Below are 15684 nucleotides of genomic sequence, written 5' to 3'. Positions count from 1 at the left end.
CGCCGCCCTATAGCTTTCCATCCGCTGGCCGACCGAAACCCTCACTCTGGCGATTCTCGGACCGGCGATGCCGCTCACTGAACAGAAGTCAGCACACACTCGATCGCGTCTCGAGTGCGCTCGGTGTGTGTATTTTCGTCCGGCAGTAGTAGTTCCGCTGTCTCCGTTCCCAACACGAAAACAGACTGCTCGGCGTTCGATTTCGGGACCGCCGCTACTCGATGTCGATCTCCTTCGACTCGTCGACTCCGCCGACCTTCGGCAGTCGAACCGTGAGAACGCCGTTCTCGTAGCCGGCAGAAACCTCTTCTTCCTCGACCGGCTCCGGGAGTCGAATCCGGCGACTCGCCGTCTTGCGGGTCCGTTCGCGGCGAATGTACTCACCCTCGGCGAACTCGAGGTCGTCCTCGCGGCTCGCGTCGAGACGCAGGGTGCCCTCCGAGAGCGTCAGGTCGATGTCGTTGGTCTCGTAGCCGGGCAGGTCGGCGGTGACGACGTACTCCTCGCCGGTGTCGGCGACGTCGGCCGGAACCGATCCCGGGACCTGCAGGCCGCCGCTGGTCATCCCCTCCTCGACCTGGCGGCTGACGCGGTCGAGCATTTCCTCGATTTCGTCGAACGGATTGCGTCGCATACACGAACGTACGGTCTCGAACGGGATAAATCTGTCCGCGATAGAAGGACAGAACTGTTATTCCGGCAGCGACACGATCCCCTCGTCGACGGTTTCGAGCAACACGTCGCGGGCGTGGCCGTCGGGATCGACGTTCTTGGAGACGGCTTTTACCTTCCCCTCGTCGAGGACGAACGTCGTACGTTCGGCGGCCGGCAGGCCGCCCCTACCTTCCCGGCGGGGCACGTCGAACGCGTCGGATATCTCTTCGTCGGGGTCGGCAAGCAGGTCGAACTCGAGTCCCTCCTGTTCACAAAAGTCCTGATGGGAGTCGACGTCGTCGGTCGAGACGCCGTAGATTTCGACGCCGGCGTCGCGGTAGGTCTCGCGCTCGCGCTGGAACTGGTTCGCCTCGATCGTACACCCCGGCGTGTCGTCGCGCGGATAGAAATAAAGGACTGTCGGCTCCTCGAACTCGAGCGTGACCGTCTCGCCGTCCTGGTTCCGTGCGCTGACTGTCGGTGCGTCCGTCCCCTCCTCGAGTGGCATGGGTGACCGTACTGCGAACGCGCGGAAACGGTTTTCGGTGGACCACGACGGGGAACTCGTCTAGTGCTTTGGCAAGCCTGAACGGATGAGTGAAACCGAATGCAGTCGTCTGGGTTCACTCAGCAGTCGACGGTTGGGACGGTACTAGTACCATCCCAAGCGTCGACCGACTAGTTGAGAGTTGGCCCAAACCGATCACGATTCTCGATCAGAAGTGGAGTGCACTAGTCAGAGTCGACGGTTGGGACGCTAGTAGTCTCGTTCCAACCGCAGACTGCTGTGCCGACCCGGCCGACACGACCGAGTTCGGCCCAGCGATGGAGGCTCGAACCGCCACTAGCGCGGCCGCGCCGGTCCTGTCGGCGGGCGTCTCACTCGACGACGTGTTCCGTATCGTACGATCCCAGCCGTCGCACCCAGCCGTTCTCTGCCAGGTTCTCGACGGCCTCGAGTGCTTCTGTCGTCCGGGCCTCGTAGAGGCCGGCTTCGATGTCGACGTGGAAGACGTAGTCCCCGAGTCGCTGCCCGCTCGGCCGGGATTCGACGCGGGTCAGGTTGATCGATCGGCCGGCAAACGGCTCGAGTAACTCGAGCAACAGGCCTGGGTAGTTGGCGTTCGGATAGACGACCAGCGAGGTTTTGCCGCCGCCCTTCGAGCGCTCGTCGGCCGGCGCGACGGCGAAGAACCGCGTCGCGTTCGAGTCCTGATCCTGGATGTCCTCCGCGAGTACCTCGAGGTCGGTGCCGTTGCTGGCGTTTGCGGGGTGGCCGATTCCGGCCATCGAGGGATCGTCACGAGCGAACTCGACTCCCTGGGCGGTGCTTGCGACCGCCTCGAGGGTGGCGTCAGGGTGTTCTCGCTCGAGGTGGGAGCGACACTGCGCGAGCGCCTGGGAGTGGCTGGCGATCGTGTCGAACTCCGGCCCCTGGGCGAGTAGGGCGTGTCTGATCGGGGTGACAATCTCGCGGACGACGGCGATGTCGTACTCGGCGAGGGCGTCCAGACTCTCTGTCACGGAGCCCTCGATGCTGTTCTCGATGGGGACGACGCCGCGATCGTAGTCGCCGCCGGCGACGGCGTCGACGATCGCAGTCACCGACTGCCGGAAGTCGATTTCGTCGTCGTCGGCGATAGCGGTCGTCGCCCGGTGTGAGTAGGTCCCTGCAGGACCGAGCGTGGCTGCGTTCATTGCACCCACATTACAGAGAGCCGGTCAAAAACACGTCGGGTTCGGCATCGCTCGCACAAACGCACGCACCTGCTACGACCGATGTGATACGGTTTACTGTAAGTCATTTCCGGCACAACCGCGACCCGGGCGGCGGTTGCGCCGGTAAATCGTTACAGTAATCCGTATGAGTCACACTCGGTAGACACCGACAGACGCATACAAGAGACGCGTTCACGCGGTCGTTCTCGTTCGGTCTCGAGATCGCGGCGGCCGATAGACGCCCCTCCACCGGGATGGTGGCGTGAAAAAGGTTGTTCCTGTTTCACTCGTCGAGGTGTTCGATACCCTTCTTGGAGACGTTTGCCTCCGTGATCTCCTCGGGCATCCAGTCGGGCTTGTCGTCGGGTGCCGTCTCCTCCCAGGCCCAACCGTCGTAGATGTGGACTTTGTCGGTGCCTTTCTCTCGAAGTCGGAGTTCGACGCGGTCGGCGTCGTCTTCGGTTGGACCCGGCTCGAGTCGCCGTGCGGCCTTCAGCGCTGCCTGTCGGGGCGTGTTCCCAGAGAAGACGCTGTCCTCTTCTCCGTCCGATTCGCGCAATGCAAAGTTTCGTTTCCCGTCTTCGCGTACCATAATTCTCCTCCGTGTGAATCCAGTACACGGCGTGACATAAAGATATCCCCGGAAATCGACCGACTGCGCCAGTATCTTTAAGTAAATTCGCACATCACTTCTCTGCAGTATCCGACGGCTGGGTCGATTCTGGCGCGTTCGATGCTACCGTGGATTCTATCGATAGTGACCGACCGCTGGCCGGTCGAAAACACTTAAGTATATCCTACGGCGAAGTTCGTCATAGAATCCCGCGATGGTCCGGAAAAAGAAGCTGAGTCCGAGCGGTGCGAAAGACGAAGACGGCAACTACCACAACGTCCACCTCAACCTCCACGAGGATGAACTCGCAGTCGCGGGCATGGATATCGGTGACGAGGTCTTCGTCCGCGTACGGGACGGTAAGATCATCATCCAGAAAGCCGACGAGGAAGAAGTACAACACGAGTTTTAACGCCGATCATTTCTGGCGGTGTGAGAGCAAATCGGTCGATTACTGTCGATTTCGTTTCGACCGTCCGGTTCTCGTTTCGACGACCAGCACCGAGTCGATAGCCCGATAGAATACTCTCTGCGGTTCCTGACTTCCGTCGTCAACCCGTTGTTGTTCGTTTCGGCCGTATTACGCCGTGCTCCAGGCACCACTCTTTAGGCCTGCCTAAATTATTTACCCCCGCGTGTTTTAGGCTCACCTAAAATGGTTGGAACGACACTCGTGGACATTCGCAAGTATATCACGTCGCTCTCGAGTGATTCCGGACGATACTATCTCGTCTGTGCCCGAACCGGCGATCGACCGGTTCCTACCAGAGGACTGTCCTTCGAGAGCCGCTCGACGGCTCGAGCGGCGGCACGCGCGACCGAACAGTACAGGACGACGCTCCGGCGATACGATCCACGACTTCCGTCCTACGACGTCGTCGTCTGTGAACGATCTCGAGAGAGACCAGCCGACGGCGAATCGACCGGCTCGCCCCGATTGTCGTCGACTCTTTCCACCCCGGTCGAAGTCGGTGCCGGCCGGAATCGGATGCGTTCGGCGGAACACTCTCCCGACGATTCGCTGATCGATTTCTGCCACACCGTCGCCGCTGCAGTGTTCGAGACGATCGCCGAATCGTCTCACGACGACCTCGAGAAAACCATCATGGACACGTACGTCGATCTCGCCGAGCGAATCGAGCAGACGAACGAACTCTGTCTCTGCCTGCTCGAGAGTATGGCCGCGGAGCTAGCGACGACGCTTACACCTGACGAACAGCGACGCCTTCTCTCGACGACCGTGCAACGACTCCCTCCCGCCCCGTCAGCCGCCGATCCGATCGCATCGACGCTGTCCCGGTTGCAGACCGTGTCGCTCCTCGAGGGATATGCTATCCGCTCTCGGTCGGGCGAGTTGGAGACGGGCGTACGCGCATGGACGGTCTCGATCGACGGATACGCGTTCGATGGGGCCACAAAGGGAGAGAATCGTCCCATCGTGACGCTTCCGCTCACCCTCGAGTTGTTTCGACAGTATCCGACCCGACAGCTGACTATCTCCGATGTCGAACGCCCCGAATCTGATCCTGCTACCTGTCGGGTACGGATTACGACCGAGTCGGTGGAACGTTCTCCGAGTCTGGTCCAGGCAACCGAGGTGACTCGCCGATGACCGTAGAACTCGATTCGCCCCTCCACGAAGCCCTGGAACACGTGACAGAAGAACTGGGAGAAGTAACCGGGAAACTGGCGGCAGTCGACCGATTCGTGAAAGGCGTCGACGACCTCTCGCCCGCGACACCGAACGCTTCGCCACACGTCACCGATGGCGGGCGAATCACGGCATCACGGACGGTTTCGACAGTTCAGTACGGACCGTCGGAGAGCGCCACTGCCGCCTGCCGTCGAGACGTCCGAAACCTGTTCGCCGAGACGATCCACCCCTACGCTGTCGACGACATCGAACAATCCGAACCGGTACTGACACTCATCGGCGAGGAATTCGGTCAAGATGTCGCCGTCGCTCTCGCACCGTCGACCGACCACCAGTTCACCCCCGACCTGAAACAGGCGGTTCTCTCGGCTGCCCGTCAACGCCGTGCCGAACTCGAGGCGATGAAGCGAGCACTGAAAATCGAAGTCGAATCGCTCCGGACGACGAAAGAGACGGTCACCGAACTCGTAAACTGGCTCGTCGAGGTCGACGAGACACCGCTTCTGGACCTGGGTTTCGAGGAGTTACGCCGGCGTCACGAAACGCTTGCAGACCACCGAGCGGCGTGTCGACGGTTACTCGAGAAGCGGCAATCGGTTCTCCACGGAACGACGACGTACAACGCGACCGCTGGACTCGCTCATCGAACCCTCGTGACCTACCTCTATCGCGAACTCCCAACGTCCTATCCGGCCCTGTCGACGGTGCTTCGCTTGCTCGAGCAGTGTCGAACGTGCCAGCGGGCGGTTCGAGACCACCTCACTCGCCGCGTCTGACCTGTGCTACTGTTACCGCAGCGCCGCGAGGTCGAACTCGAACCCGGCCACGGGCACCTCGAGGTCGTGTTCGACGAGCACCGTCGGATGGAACTCGCCGATCACGCCGACCGCCTCGCCGTCGATGACGACGCTCGCCGTTCGACCCGAAATGAAGGTCGGGTGTTCGGTGGGCGGCGTCTCGAGGTCGACGTCGAACCGGCGACAGAGTGCCTGCAGTCGAGCCTTTGCGTCCTCGTAGCCGGCTTCGTGGCTCGCGAGGACGGCCCCGATGCGGCGTCGTTCGGCGATGCCCGTATTTTCGCTCTCGTCGACCTCAGCGGTGAATCCGATCTCCGCGAGGTCCTGTGGATACGCGCGGTGGGTGTTACGCTCTAAGACCATCAGCAGCGAGGGTGTGACCCACGTCCGCAACATCGTGAAGTCCTCGCTGTAGGGCCCTTTGATGGTCGCGGGCTCGCCGGCCCCGTAGACGCCAGCGTCGGGTTCCACGTCCACGCGCTCGTAGTTCTCCTCCTCGCTGATCATGTGGAAGTTCAGCAGATCCTCGAAGCCCAGGCCAACGAGTTGCTCGCGGACCGAGCGTTCGAGGCGCGAGCGCTCGTGGCGGCCGCCGACGGTCCCGACCTCGGGATAGTTCGGCTCGAGTTCGTTGAAGCCGTACGCGCGCCCGAGGTCGTCGATGACATCTAGCGGGTGGAGCACGTCGACACGGTAGGGTGGGATCGTGACCTCGTAGACGAGGTCGCCGTCGTCGCTTGCTTCTTTTTCGGCCTCGAGGCCGGATCGTTCTGCGAGGTCGATCACTTCCTCGGGGTCGAAGTCGACGCCCAGAATCGTCTCGATTCGGTCGTGTGCGACCGTCTTTTCCGTCGTCGAGAGGTCCGGACGAACGATTTCGTGGTCCGGATACTCGACGGTAACTTCCTCGAGGGTCGCTCCGCGCGCAGCGAGCGCGTAGCAGACGATGTTGAGCATCCTGTCGATCGTCCACTGGTCGGTGCCGGTCATCTCGACGAAGAGGTCCCGTGAGTCGGTGGTGACCTCCGTGCGCCGACCGTTGATGACTGGCGGGAACGAGAACAGCCCGAGATCGTCGTAGATCGCGGGGTAGCGCTCGTACTCGCTCACGAGGTCGGCGTAGGTCTCGCCGGTGGGGTGGTCCTCGAGTACGTCCGCGGGCGTCAGCTCTGCGTCGGAATCGAGCGGGACGAACCGATCCTCGTCGGGTTCGACGCCGACGTACTCGATGGTGGAACTGCCCTCCGTCTCGGGACTCGCTCGCGGCTCGTCGCCGTCGTCTCGCGGCTCCGCCGCTCGACTATTCGCGGAACTACGTTCCGCGCTACTCGCGCTTTCCGATGCGCGTAGCGCATCGCGCCCCTTCAACATCGTCAGATCGTGAATCCCGATCGCGCCCTTCGCGCGCTTGCGCCCCATCGTCGCGTGGAGTTTCTCCTGTAGCTGAATGAGGGAGTCGAGCGCGTCTTCGTCCAGGTCGACGTCGCGGATCACCGCGCCCGTGACGTACGGTCGCTCCTCGGGCACCGATTCGTCGACCTCGATCGTCCACTCGGGCTTGTTCGTCGACGGGACGTGTACACCTCGAGAGTCGCCGTGCTGGTAGGTGAGCGATCGTGCGATGCCTTCCACCGAGAGCCGATCCAGGCGATCGGGCGCGAACTCGAGTTCGAACTCGCCGTCTTCGGTGCGGCCCTCGAACTCGAGGCCGAGGGCGAACAGGTCCTCTTTCAGTTCTTCGTCGCCTGTCTCGTCCTTGCCGGTCAGTTCGCGCAGTTCGTCGGGATCGATGTCGACCGTGGGCATCAGTAGGTCACCTCCGTGTTCCGCAGCAGTTCAAGATCACACAGCGTCCCGTGGATGTCCCGGATGTCCTCGAAGCCGTACATCAGCATCAGCAGACGCTCGAGGGCGAGCCCCCAGGCCATCACGTCACACTCCACACCGAGGGGCTCGAGCATCTCCTCGCGGAAGATGCCGGAGTTGCCGATCTCGACGAGTTCGCCGGTCGTCGGATGCGTCCCGAACAGTTCGAAGCTCGGCTCCGTGTAGGGGTTGTAGTGGGGCTTGAACTGGATGTCCTCGATGCCGAACTGGGCGTAGAACTCTTCGAAGGTGCCCATCAGGTCACGCACGGAGAGGTCTTCGGCCATCACCCAGCCCTCGATCTGGAAGAACTCGAGCAGGTGGGTCGGGTCGAGCGTATCGTTGCGGTACACCTTCTCGACGCTGAAGTACCGGGCTGGCGGTTCGATCTCGCCGATCTCCTCGCCGGAGAGATACCGCGTCGACAGCGAGGTCGTGTGGCCGCGCAGTGCGAGTGCACGCGCGAAGTCCTCGTCCCACGGCGAGTGATACCCCTCGCCGTCCGCGCCGACGCCCTCGCGGTGGGCGCGTTCGACGTCCGCGACGAGTTGTTCGGGGAGTTCGTCGATGTGCGTCGGCTCCTCGAGCGCGAACCGGTCCCAGTGAGTCCGTGCGGGGTGGTCCTGGGGCATGAACAGGCAGTCGTTGATCCAGAAGTCCGCGTCGACGTGCGGGCCTTCCATCTCCTGGAAGCCCATGCCGACGAGAACGTCTTTCACGCGCTCTGCCGTCTGGCGCAGGATGTGGACGTTTCCACCCTCGAACCGCTCGGCGTCGGCCTCGACGTTGTAGTCGGCGAACTCGACGTCCTGCCAGTCGCCGCCCGTCAGCAGTTCCGGCGTCACCTGTCCGACCGTCTCGGCAGTCTCGAGGCCGGCCATCAGTTCCGTGACGCCCTGCTCGGTCACCATCACCTCGCGGGTCGTCGTCTCGACGATGTCGACGAGTCCGCGCCGCTCGAGGCTCTCGAGCGTGTCGTCGTCGACCCCGTCGGCATCTGCGTCGTCGGCCAGCGTCTCGAGCGTACTGGCTTCCGCGTCTGCTGTGGGGTCGGCGTCCGGATCGGCGGTGATCTCGCCGCTGTCGATCGAGCCGTACCCCTTCCGGGCGTAGTTCGAGAGCGCGATGTCGACCGCGTCGCCCTCGAGACCCGACCCACCGATGACCTGGCCCATCGAGACTGCGTCAGCGTCGGCACCGGCCTCGAGCGCAGTCTCGTAGAGTCGCACCTCCGGCAACCGGCCGTCGGCGTAGTCGTGGCCCTCGGCGGTGAGTTCGATCGTTTCGTCGACGCGCTCTCTGACCTCGAGCAGACCCTCCTCCTCGAGTTCGAACGCCGCCCCGGTGACGGTCTCGGGTGGAAGGTCGGTCGCCTCGGCGAGGGCGTCGACGGACGTTGCCTCGTCCGCACTCGCGGCCTCTAGGACCGCGACCTGTGGTTCTGGAAGTTGCATTCGCTTGTTGGTATGGCTGCGTGGCGGTCAGTTAGCGGTTCCGACTCGCATCGGGCCGACGCCGACTCCCGTCGGCGCGGGACGGACGGTTTCGCCACGGCCGCCGACGACGGAGACCGTGGGTTCACCGTTCCGAGCTACCGAAAAAAGAAGCCGAACCCCGAACGCGTCTGCTGTTGCTGGCTGACGACGCTTTCACGGCCGCGGGATTCGGAGGCCATACACGTCCGATCGGGAGGCGATCGCAAAAACATTGTGGATCGGTGACGCTCGTCAGTCTCGCCTCACTCGGCCAAATTCAGCCGCTCGAGACCGATCCGGCGGGCCACAAAATATAATCCGCCACAGAGGGCTTTCTCTCTAGTGCTTTGGCAAGCCTGAACGGATGAGTGAAACCGAATGCGGTCGTCTGGGTTCACGCAGCAGTCGACGCTTGGCGGAGTACTAGTACCGTCCCAACCGTCGACTGACGGGTCGAATCGAGCCACACCGCCAGATTCGACCCATCAGTTCAGGCTTGGCCCGCCACTAGGGTCAACACGGAAAACGAAGCAGTGTCACACGCTCCAGTCCCTGTTGACCCTCTCTGTTCGACGTTGTGTTTCTTACGACCCCTGTTCGTCGAGTTTCGACGTCGCCAGCGTCTGCTCGATGACCGTAAGCGCTTCTCCGTCCGCCAGTTCGGTCAGCAAATCATCCGTGTCCTCGTACGTGGCGAGTTGCTTTATCGCAGCCTCGCGCCGGTAGGGAAACTCGGAATCCGTCGTCGCAATAGAATAGAGTTCGTCCGGATCGTCGGGTAGTTCGTCCGGAAGGTCGTCGTTTTCGTCAGTATCACTCATTACCCGGCCGAACGAACTGTTGCCATATAGTGACAGCGGCCGATGACTGTCGTCGGGAGTGGGACGTAGACGACCATCATCAACCGAATTGTGACAGATAACCGAACGGATTAGTAGGCCGGCTCCAAACGCGGGGTATGGCACACGCCCGCTCGGAAGATCGGTCCCCGTCTCGCTCCACGATCGTCAACGGCCTCATCGGTGGGGTCGCTGCACTCGTCCTCTTTTTTATCGGCGGCCAAGGCGAATACCCCGAGGCTTGACCTCGGGGATGAAGACGACCACCCGTGACACAAATCATTAAGTGAATATATCCCTAATCAAGAGACAGCGATGGAACACAGTCACCGCTACCACGCCTACCCAACACAAGAGGTAGCGGAGGGACTGGAACACCATCTGAACGTTCATCGCCAACTCTACAACCACGTCCGCTGGGACTACGAGAACAGCCCCGAGGACGACAAGCCGAGCGAGTACGACCAGAACAACAAACTTCCAGAGTGGAAACACAAGTGGGCGGTGTTCAGCGAACTGCACTCAAAAGCCGCACAAGCCACTGTTGCTCGCTTCCACCGTAACCTCTCGAACCTTCGTAAGAAGAAAGAGAAGGGATACAACGTCGGTCGTCTCAAACGGCAAGGCCCCAGCGAGTACCGAAGCGTGACGTACAACCAGTCCGGTTTCGACCTCGATGAAAAGAGGGGACGCGACAGGTTCGCCTACGTCCGCTTCAGCAAGATCGGTTGGGTCAAAATCCGTTACCACCGCCCGATTCCTGACCACGCCACTATTAAAGAAGTCACGTTCAAGAAAGAGACGACCGGCGAATGGTTCGTCTCTTTCGGCCTCGAAACAGACGAGGCTGACTTGCCCGAGAAACCCGACGTGGACTCGCTCGACGCGAGCAACAGCGTTGGAATCGACCTCGGCATCCAGAACTACATCCACACGTCAGACGGCAAAACCGTGGATTGGCTCGACCTCGAAGACGAGTACGAGCGTCTTCGCCGCGAACAACGCAAACTCTCGCGGAAGGAGAAGGGGTCGAACAACTACGAGAAGCAACGCCGGGAAGTGGCGAAGGTCAAACGTCACATCAAGTGGAAGGTGCTGGACTACCAGCACAAACTCACGACATGGCTCGTCCGCAAGTACGACGCCGTGTTCGTTGAGGACTTGGACGCGAAGGGGATGTTGGAGCAGTCGCACAACGCACGGAACAAGCAGGATGCGGCGTGGAGACAGTTCATCACCCTTCTCGAATACAAATCCGACCTGTACGGTTGTCACGTCGTGCAGGTCAAAGCCCGAGGCACCACGAAAGAGTGTGCGTCGTGTGGCGTGGAAACAGCGAAACCTATCTGGGTGCGGGAACACTCGTGTCCAGCGTGTGGGTTCGAGACAGATAGAGATGCGAATGCGGCGATGAACGTGTTGCAGAGAGGCTTTTCTAAACTAGGGCTGGGATGGCCCGAAGACACGCCCGTGGAGACTGTGACCGCTACGGACACGACTCACTTCGAGTCCGTGTCGGCAAGTCGCGTCGTGGAAACGGGAAGCCTCGGGGTCGTTCGAGAGAGCGTAATGATCAAGATAACTTTTGCAAATATGGACTGAGGAACTGGTCGATCCAAGACTTGGCGAATCCAAGTCGATCGGTGAGGGTGTTGAAGAGGCGGCGAGCGAGAGTGCGGAACGCGCTCTCGCTCGCCACGACGATTGGTGAAGCATTTCGTTTGAGCACTTTCCAGACCTGCTCGATTGGATTGAGATGCGGTGAACCGACCGGAAGAAAGACGAGATCGATACCGAGTTGATGTGCGCGCTTGCGCGTGTGCTCACAGATGTGAGACGAGAAGTTGTCCAAGACGAGCAGAATCCGCGTTCCCGGATTCTGCTCGCGGACCTCCTCCAATAGGGCACAGATGTTCTCTTTCGATTGATCTTCAGGAAAGGTCAGGACACTTTCGCCGTTGAGCGTATAGCACCCGACCGCTGGTTCGTCAAGCTTCACCAGCGGTCGTTCGAGTGTCGGATCATCGACGTACCACAGTCGATGCGAATTGTCGTATGGTTGCGGATGAGAAGCGTCACAAAAACCGACGATAGTTCCTCCATCTGTACAGATATCGTCGTCGAGAACCCAGCCTTCGTCCTCATCCTCGGGACGCTTGTTATGTGCTGTCTCTGTTTCCTCGTCGAACGCGTCTGCGACGCGTTCTTCGAGGATTTCATCTGCATTTTCTGGCCGTGAGGGACGTTTTGGACGTGGTTTAGCGTAAGACAGTCCGAGATTCCGGAGGAATCGACCGAGATAATCCGGATGGTACTCAACATCGAACTCTTCGTCCAAGAGCTGGTGAACTTCCTGTGCTTTCCAGGGCTGTCCCTCCCGGAGAAGTTCTAGAAGACACTCTTGTTCCTCGTCACCGAGCTTCGGGGGCCTTCCGCCCCCGAAGTTCGGTGTCAACTGACCCAGCCCGCCATCGTTCCATCGACGTGCCCAGCGACTTCCAGTCGACGCAGATTTCCCAACGTCGTCGGCTGCTTCTTCGTACGTTGCACCCTTGTAGAGACGTTTGACAAAGGTGAGCCGCTTGACGACCTTTGGATCGTCTGCTTCGTCCAGCAGACGATCCAACTCCTCCTCGCTCAGATGACGAACGAGCTCGCCCCGCCGGTCTCCTCCCATTACCCCGTTCGTCTTAGCCCACGCCCAAAACTTCTGTCACTCATTAAGCTCTCTCGTGATGACGAGAATCTTTGATTCTCGAACCACTTGACTCCGAGGCGATTCACCCCTTTCTCGTCGTTACTCGGCGGCATCCTCGCAGGGTATCTCGAGGGGCCGGACGTAAGCGACGGATTCGCCGCCGGCGTCGTTGCCGGTCTCGTCTACGGCATTCTCGGCTACGTCATGTTTCTCGCGCTCGGCGGACTCTTCATGGGACTCGTGGGTGCGCCGGTGATGATGGGTAGTATCCTCCTCTTTGGAATCGCCTTCGTGATCGTCTACGCTCTCGCATTCGCAGCCGCCGGTGGCGCGCTCGGCTCGTACCTGAACGAGGAGTTCGGCGACGAGATCGGCCGTATCTGATACGGTTTACTGTAAGTCATTTCCGGCGCAACCGCCGCACGGGTCGCGGTTGCGCCGGTACATCGTTACAGCAATCCGTATGAGGTGTCGGTCACACTGCTCGAGTTGCAGTAGTGGGTCAGTCGTTTCCGGGTCGAAAACCGAGATAGTCGACGAGCGTTGCAACTGATTCATCGACGAGCTCTGTTCGTATACGACCGAGTTCGCGATCGATATCGTCCGGATCGAGGCTAGCGACCGCCCACGGCAGGATCGAACTGTCTCTCGGCAGCCCACCGTCGACCACGTCTTCGTCGTCGATCGGAATCCGTTCGTCGTACCAGGTCTTCGTGGACAACGTCAATGCGATGTACTGTTCGCCGTGAAACGGCATTTCGGACGTGTTGACGACCAGCCAGGGACGGCCCGCGTCTCCGTCTTTGAACGGGTCGTCCGCGTACACGACGTCGCCTCGAGCGTTCGTCATCTCTCTTCTGTCGCGTTCTCACTCGCTGCAATCCACTCGTCGCGGTCCTCTTCACCGTACATGTCGTCGAACTTGCGCGTGATCCTGTGCAGGTCGTAGGCTCGTTCCAGGCGATCCAGATCGTCCGTAATCGCCCAGTACGGACCCTTGTGTCGAACGAGGTCTCGTTCCTCGAGTCGCGACAGGACAGGGTGGATCGAATTCTCGTTGACCTCGGTTCGACGGGCGATTTCGGTAGCCTTCCACGCCCGATCCCTGTTCTCGTAGAGGAATCGAACGACCTGCTCCGGATTGCTCAACTCGGTCAGTTCTTCCGGAGAGCGTTCGTCGAACCGGTCGATGTCGATCGACATTTGTCCGACATACGGTACTGATCGTATTAAGTGTATCTCGTATATCCTCTGTATCTGCAGCCAGTCCAAAGACTACGATCCGCTCTCTGCCACTTTCCGGGGTCCGCCCGACGCAACTGTACCTCTCGAGCGAGAAACTCGCGGGTGCGGAGACGTTCCGGATCGAACGTGCAGAGTACGACTTCGAGGTATACCTGCGATGTCTCGAGTAGTGTGAGGAAGTCGACGTCGAGGTGATCGACGACTTACACGGTCAGGTCGTCGGTCCCGAAACGTATCAGAAACTGTAGGTTGGCCGCTGTAAGCGAGTCAGTGGCGACGATTAGACGGAATCTACCGACGACGCGGCGACTCGAGTTCGATATCCGCTTCCTCGAGTAACTCCTCGACTTCTTCGCGTTTCTCCTGGTGGTCCTCGAGAAACTCTTTCATCAACTGTGCGGCCTGTTCCTTGCAGCCGCCACAGAGGCGTTCGCCGCCGACGCACTCGTCGTAGACGCGCTTGGCGAACTCGTCGTCGTCGCCGGCGAGCAGGTAGGCGTACAGTTCGTAGACGGGACACTCGTCTGCTTTCCCACCTTTCTCACGCTGTTCTTCGGCCGTCTCACGGCCGCCGGTCGTCGCTGCCTGTACTTTGTCGTAGCCGTCTTCGGGGTCGTCAAGCAGCGAGATGTGGCTGGCCGGGATCGACGAGGACATCTTCCCGCCGGTGAGCCCGGTCATGAACCGATGATAGATCGAGGACGGTGGCTGGAAACCGTAGCCACCGTTTGCGACCTCGACCTCGCGGGCGAGCTCTTTGGCTTTTTCGCGGTCGATCTCGAAGGCGTCGACGTGGCTCTCGTAGACGCGTTTCTCGCCGTCGATCGCGTCGATCAGCGCGTCGAACGCGTCGTCGGTCGCCCGCCGGCTGAAGAAGCGAGTACGGGGTCGAACCGGCTCCATGCCGCCTTCCTCGAGTTTCGTCAGGAGGTCGTCGAGCGTGCTCGCGTCGATCGCCAGCTCCTCGAGCGGCGTCTCTGCGATGGCTTTGGCGACGTGCGTACATCGGAGCTGGTCGTCGTCGAACGCCGCGGGCTCGAGTCGCTCGTAGCAGTCGGCGACCACCTCGCGTTCGTCGGGTTCGAGTTCGAAACTGGCGTAGGCCTTGGAGACCTTGAAAAAGCGCATTCGTTCGGCGAGGTCCCGTGCAAGTCGGACGTGGGGGTCCTGGTCGGGACCGACGGGGATGACGGTCGGCTTTGGCTCCTCGAGTTGCGGGTAGAGGATGTCGGCCATCTGGGTAACGACCGACTGCATGTGTGAGACGTCGGTCTCGCCGTCGAAGCCGTAGATCGACTGAAACTCCGAGAAGTTCGCTTCCGCACCGAGGTCGAACGCGAGGTCTTGGACGTCTCGATTCGTGGACTGACGGTAGAGCACCCCTTCCTCGGGGTCGAACCCGAGCGCGAGCAACGAGAGGAGGTAGCTGCGGGCGTGCTCGTCGATCTCCGCCCAGCTCATCCCGCGGGCCGAATTGGCCTCGAGGTCGGCGATCAGGGCGTAGGCGTCTGCGCCCTGCTCCTGGTGCCAGACGATCTCGTCGAAGACGAGTTTGTGCCCGATGTGTGGGTCGCCGGTCGGCATGAACCCCGAGAGGACGGCTGCGGGTTCGTCCTCGTGCATCGCCTCGGCGACGGAGCGGTAGTCCCGGTGTCCGAAGATGACGCCGCGTCGCATCAGGTAGTGTGGATTCGGGACTTCTTCGAGCACCTCGTCGAACTCCTCGATCCCGAACTCCTCGAACAGCTTGCGATAGTCGGAGACGGCCGAGGAACCCCAGGGGTCCAGTGCGACTTCGTCGACGGTGCCACCGTCTGCTCGCGGGGTCGACGCCCCCTCGTCGTCTGCATCCGGCCTCCCACCATCCGCGAACGGTTCTCTCGACTCGGACTCCTCGAGCGGGTCGTCTCCGGTCATTACCACGGTTTTGGCGCGCCAGCGCGCAAAAGGCTTCGGCTTCGATCGTCGCGATCGAGCCGCGTCGGATCACGGATACCGACGCGTATACGGAACCGAGGCGAGTCACTGGCGCTGGTCGTGTACGATCCGTCATCACCTTGACGACCAGGCCCACAGCCACCTGCGAGACGACACGGTCACGACAGCGGCGAGCGGGAAGGAAAC

The 15684-nt window shown here is 61.1% G+C and carries 17 protein-coding genes; 6 read left to right on the top strand and 11 right to left on the bottom strand.

The annotated features are described in order from the left end of the window. Window positions 1-214: 214 nt before the first annotated feature. The 4 genes from NATGR_RS06760 to NATGR_RS06745 form a co-directional block, all read right to left on the bottom strand. Entirely contained in the window at window positions 215-634 is a 420-nt protein-coding gene (locus tag NATGR_RS06760; RefSeq protein ID WP_005577119.1) for an Hsp20/alpha crystallin family protein, read from the bottom strand. A 57-nt stretch (window positions 635-691) separates the two neighbouring features. Beyond that, window positions 692-1162, bottom strand: coding sequence for a peroxiredoxin (locus NATGR_RS06755; RefSeq protein ID WP_005577121.1), 471 nt, complete (start codon window positions 1160-1162; stop codon window positions 692-694). A 371-nt stretch (window positions 1163-1533) separates the two neighbouring features. Further along, window positions 1534-2352 carry a prephenate dehydratase gene (pheA, locus tag NATGR_RS06750; protein WP_005577123.1) on the bottom strand — a complete coding sequence of 273 codons (819 nt, stop codon included), beginning with the start codon at window positions 2350-2352 and terminating at the stop codon, window positions 1534-1536. 304 nt (window positions 2353-2656) lie between these two features. Then, window positions 2657-2965 (bottom strand): non-histone chromosomal MC1 family protein, encoded by a 309-nt coding sequence (locus NATGR_RS06745; RefSeq protein ID WP_005577125.1) that lies wholly within the window; start codon window positions 2963-2965, stop codon window positions 2657-2659. Between the two features lie 235 nt (window positions 2966-3200). On the opposite strand from NATGR_RS06745, the gene NATGR_RS06740 reads away from it, so the two are divergent. The 3 genes from NATGR_RS06740 (at window position 3201) to NATGR_RS06730 (ending at window position 5416) form a co-directional block, all read left to right on the top strand. Then, entirely contained in the window at window positions 3201-3398 is a 198-nt protein-coding gene (locus NATGR_RS06740) for a hypothetical protein (protein ID WP_005577127.1), read from the top strand. Window positions 3399-3641: 243 nt separating this feature from the next. Further along, window positions 3642-4598, top strand: a complete 957-nt coding sequence (locus tag NATGR_RS06735) for a DUF7551 domain-containing protein (protein WP_015233415.1) — start codon at window positions 3642-3644, stop codon at window positions 4596-4598. Then, window positions 4595-5416 carry a DUF7260 family protein gene (locus tag NATGR_RS06730; RefSeq protein WP_005577131.1) on the top strand — a complete coding sequence of 274 codons (822 nt, stop codon included), beginning with the start codon at window positions 4595-4597 and terminating at the stop codon, window positions 5414-5416. The genes NATGR_RS06735 and NATGR_RS06730 overlap by 4 nt, the downstream gene beginning before the upstream one ends. Window positions 5417-5428: 12 nt before the next feature. Here NATGR_RS06730 and pheT read toward each other — a convergent pair whose 3' ends face one another. The 3 genes from pheT to NATGR_RS06715 all read right to left on the bottom strand — a co-directional run bounded on the left by pheT (window position 5429) and on the right by NATGR_RS06715 (window position 9599). Next, on the bottom strand, window positions 5429-7243 hold the full coding sequence (gene pheT, locus NATGR_RS06725; RefSeq protein ID WP_005577132.1) for a phenylalanine--tRNA ligase subunit beta: 1815 nt from the start codon (window positions 7241-7243) through the stop codon (window positions 5429-5431). Beyond that, a complete protein-coding gene (pheS, locus tag NATGR_RS06720; protein WP_015233414.1) occupies window positions 7243-8757 on the bottom strand; it encodes a phenylalanine--tRNA ligase subunit alpha in 1515 nt (504 codons plus the stop codon). The genes pheT and pheS overlap by 1 nt, the downstream gene beginning before the upstream one ends. A gap of 605 nt (window positions 8758-9362) precedes the next feature. After that, entirely contained in the window at window positions 9363-9599 is a 237-nt protein-coding gene (locus NATGR_RS06715) for a hypothetical protein (RefSeq protein WP_005577143.1), read from the bottom strand. 137 nt (window positions 9600-9736) lie between these two features. Here NATGR_RS06715 and NATGR_RS20400 point away from each other — a divergent pair, with 137 nt between their 5' ends. Both NATGR_RS20400 and NATGR_RS06710 read left to right on the top strand, forming a co-directional pair. Next, window positions 9737-9862, top strand: a complete 126-nt coding sequence (locus tag NATGR_RS20400) for a hypothetical protein (RefSeq protein WP_015233413.1) — start codon at window positions 9737-9739, stop codon at window positions 9860-9862. Between the two features lie 70 nt (window positions 9863-9932). Further along, window positions 9933-11219: an RNA-guided endonuclease InsQ/TnpB family protein gene (locus NATGR_RS06710; protein WP_005577145.1), complete on the top strand. Its 1287-nt coding sequence runs from the start codon at window positions 9933-9935 to the stop codon at window positions 11217-11219. Here the strand turns inward: NATGR_RS06710 and NATGR_RS06705 are convergent. Beyond that, window positions 11191-12294 (bottom strand): IS630-like element ISNagr8 family transposase, encoded by a 1104-nt coding sequence (locus NATGR_RS06705; RefSeq protein ID WP_015233380.1) that lies wholly within the window; start codon window positions 12292-12294, stop codon window positions 11191-11193. The genes NATGR_RS06710 and NATGR_RS06705 overlap by 29 nt on opposite strands. Before the next feature lie 87 nt (window positions 12295-12381). Between NATGR_RS06705 and NATGR_RS06700 the strand changes: the two genes are divergently transcribed. Next, entirely contained in the window at window positions 12382-12699 is a 318-nt protein-coding gene (locus tag NATGR_RS06700) for a DUF5518 domain-containing protein (RefSeq protein ID WP_005577157.1), read from the top strand. Window positions 12700-12817: 118 nt separating this feature from the next. Here the strand turns inward: NATGR_RS06700 and NATGR_RS06695 are convergent, their stop codons facing one another. From NATGR_RS06695 to NATGR_RS06685, 3 genes are all read right to left on the bottom strand, one after another. Then, the gene (locus NATGR_RS06695) at window positions 12818-13165 is read right to left on the bottom strand and encodes a type II toxin-antitoxin system PemK/MazF family toxin (protein WP_005577159.1); all 348 of its coding nucleotides are present in this window, start codon (window positions 13163-13165) and stop codon (window positions 12818-12820) included. Next, the gene (locus NATGR_RS06690; RefSeq protein WP_005577161.1) at window positions 13162-13518 is read right to left on the bottom strand and encodes a helix-turn-helix domain-containing protein; all 357 of its coding nucleotides are present in this window, start codon (window positions 13516-13518) and stop codon (window positions 13162-13164) included. The genes NATGR_RS06695 and NATGR_RS06690 overlap by 4 nt, the downstream gene beginning before the upstream one ends. A 333-nt stretch (window positions 13519-13851) precedes the next feature. Then, a complete protein-coding gene (locus NATGR_RS06685; RefSeq protein ID WP_005577163.1) occupies window positions 13852-15477 on the bottom strand; it encodes a tryptophan--tRNA ligase in 1626 nt (541 codons plus the stop codon). Between the last annotated feature and the right edge of the window lie 207 nt (window positions 15478-15684).

It is taken from the genome of Natronobacterium gregoryi SP2, from assembly GCF_000230715.2.
In the GTDB taxonomy this organism is placed as follows: domain Archaea; phylum Halobacteriota; class Halobacteria; order Halobacteriales; family Natrialbaceae; genus Natronobacterium; species Natronobacterium gregoryi.
This window is presented reverse-complemented; position numbering and strand designations above follow the sequence as displayed.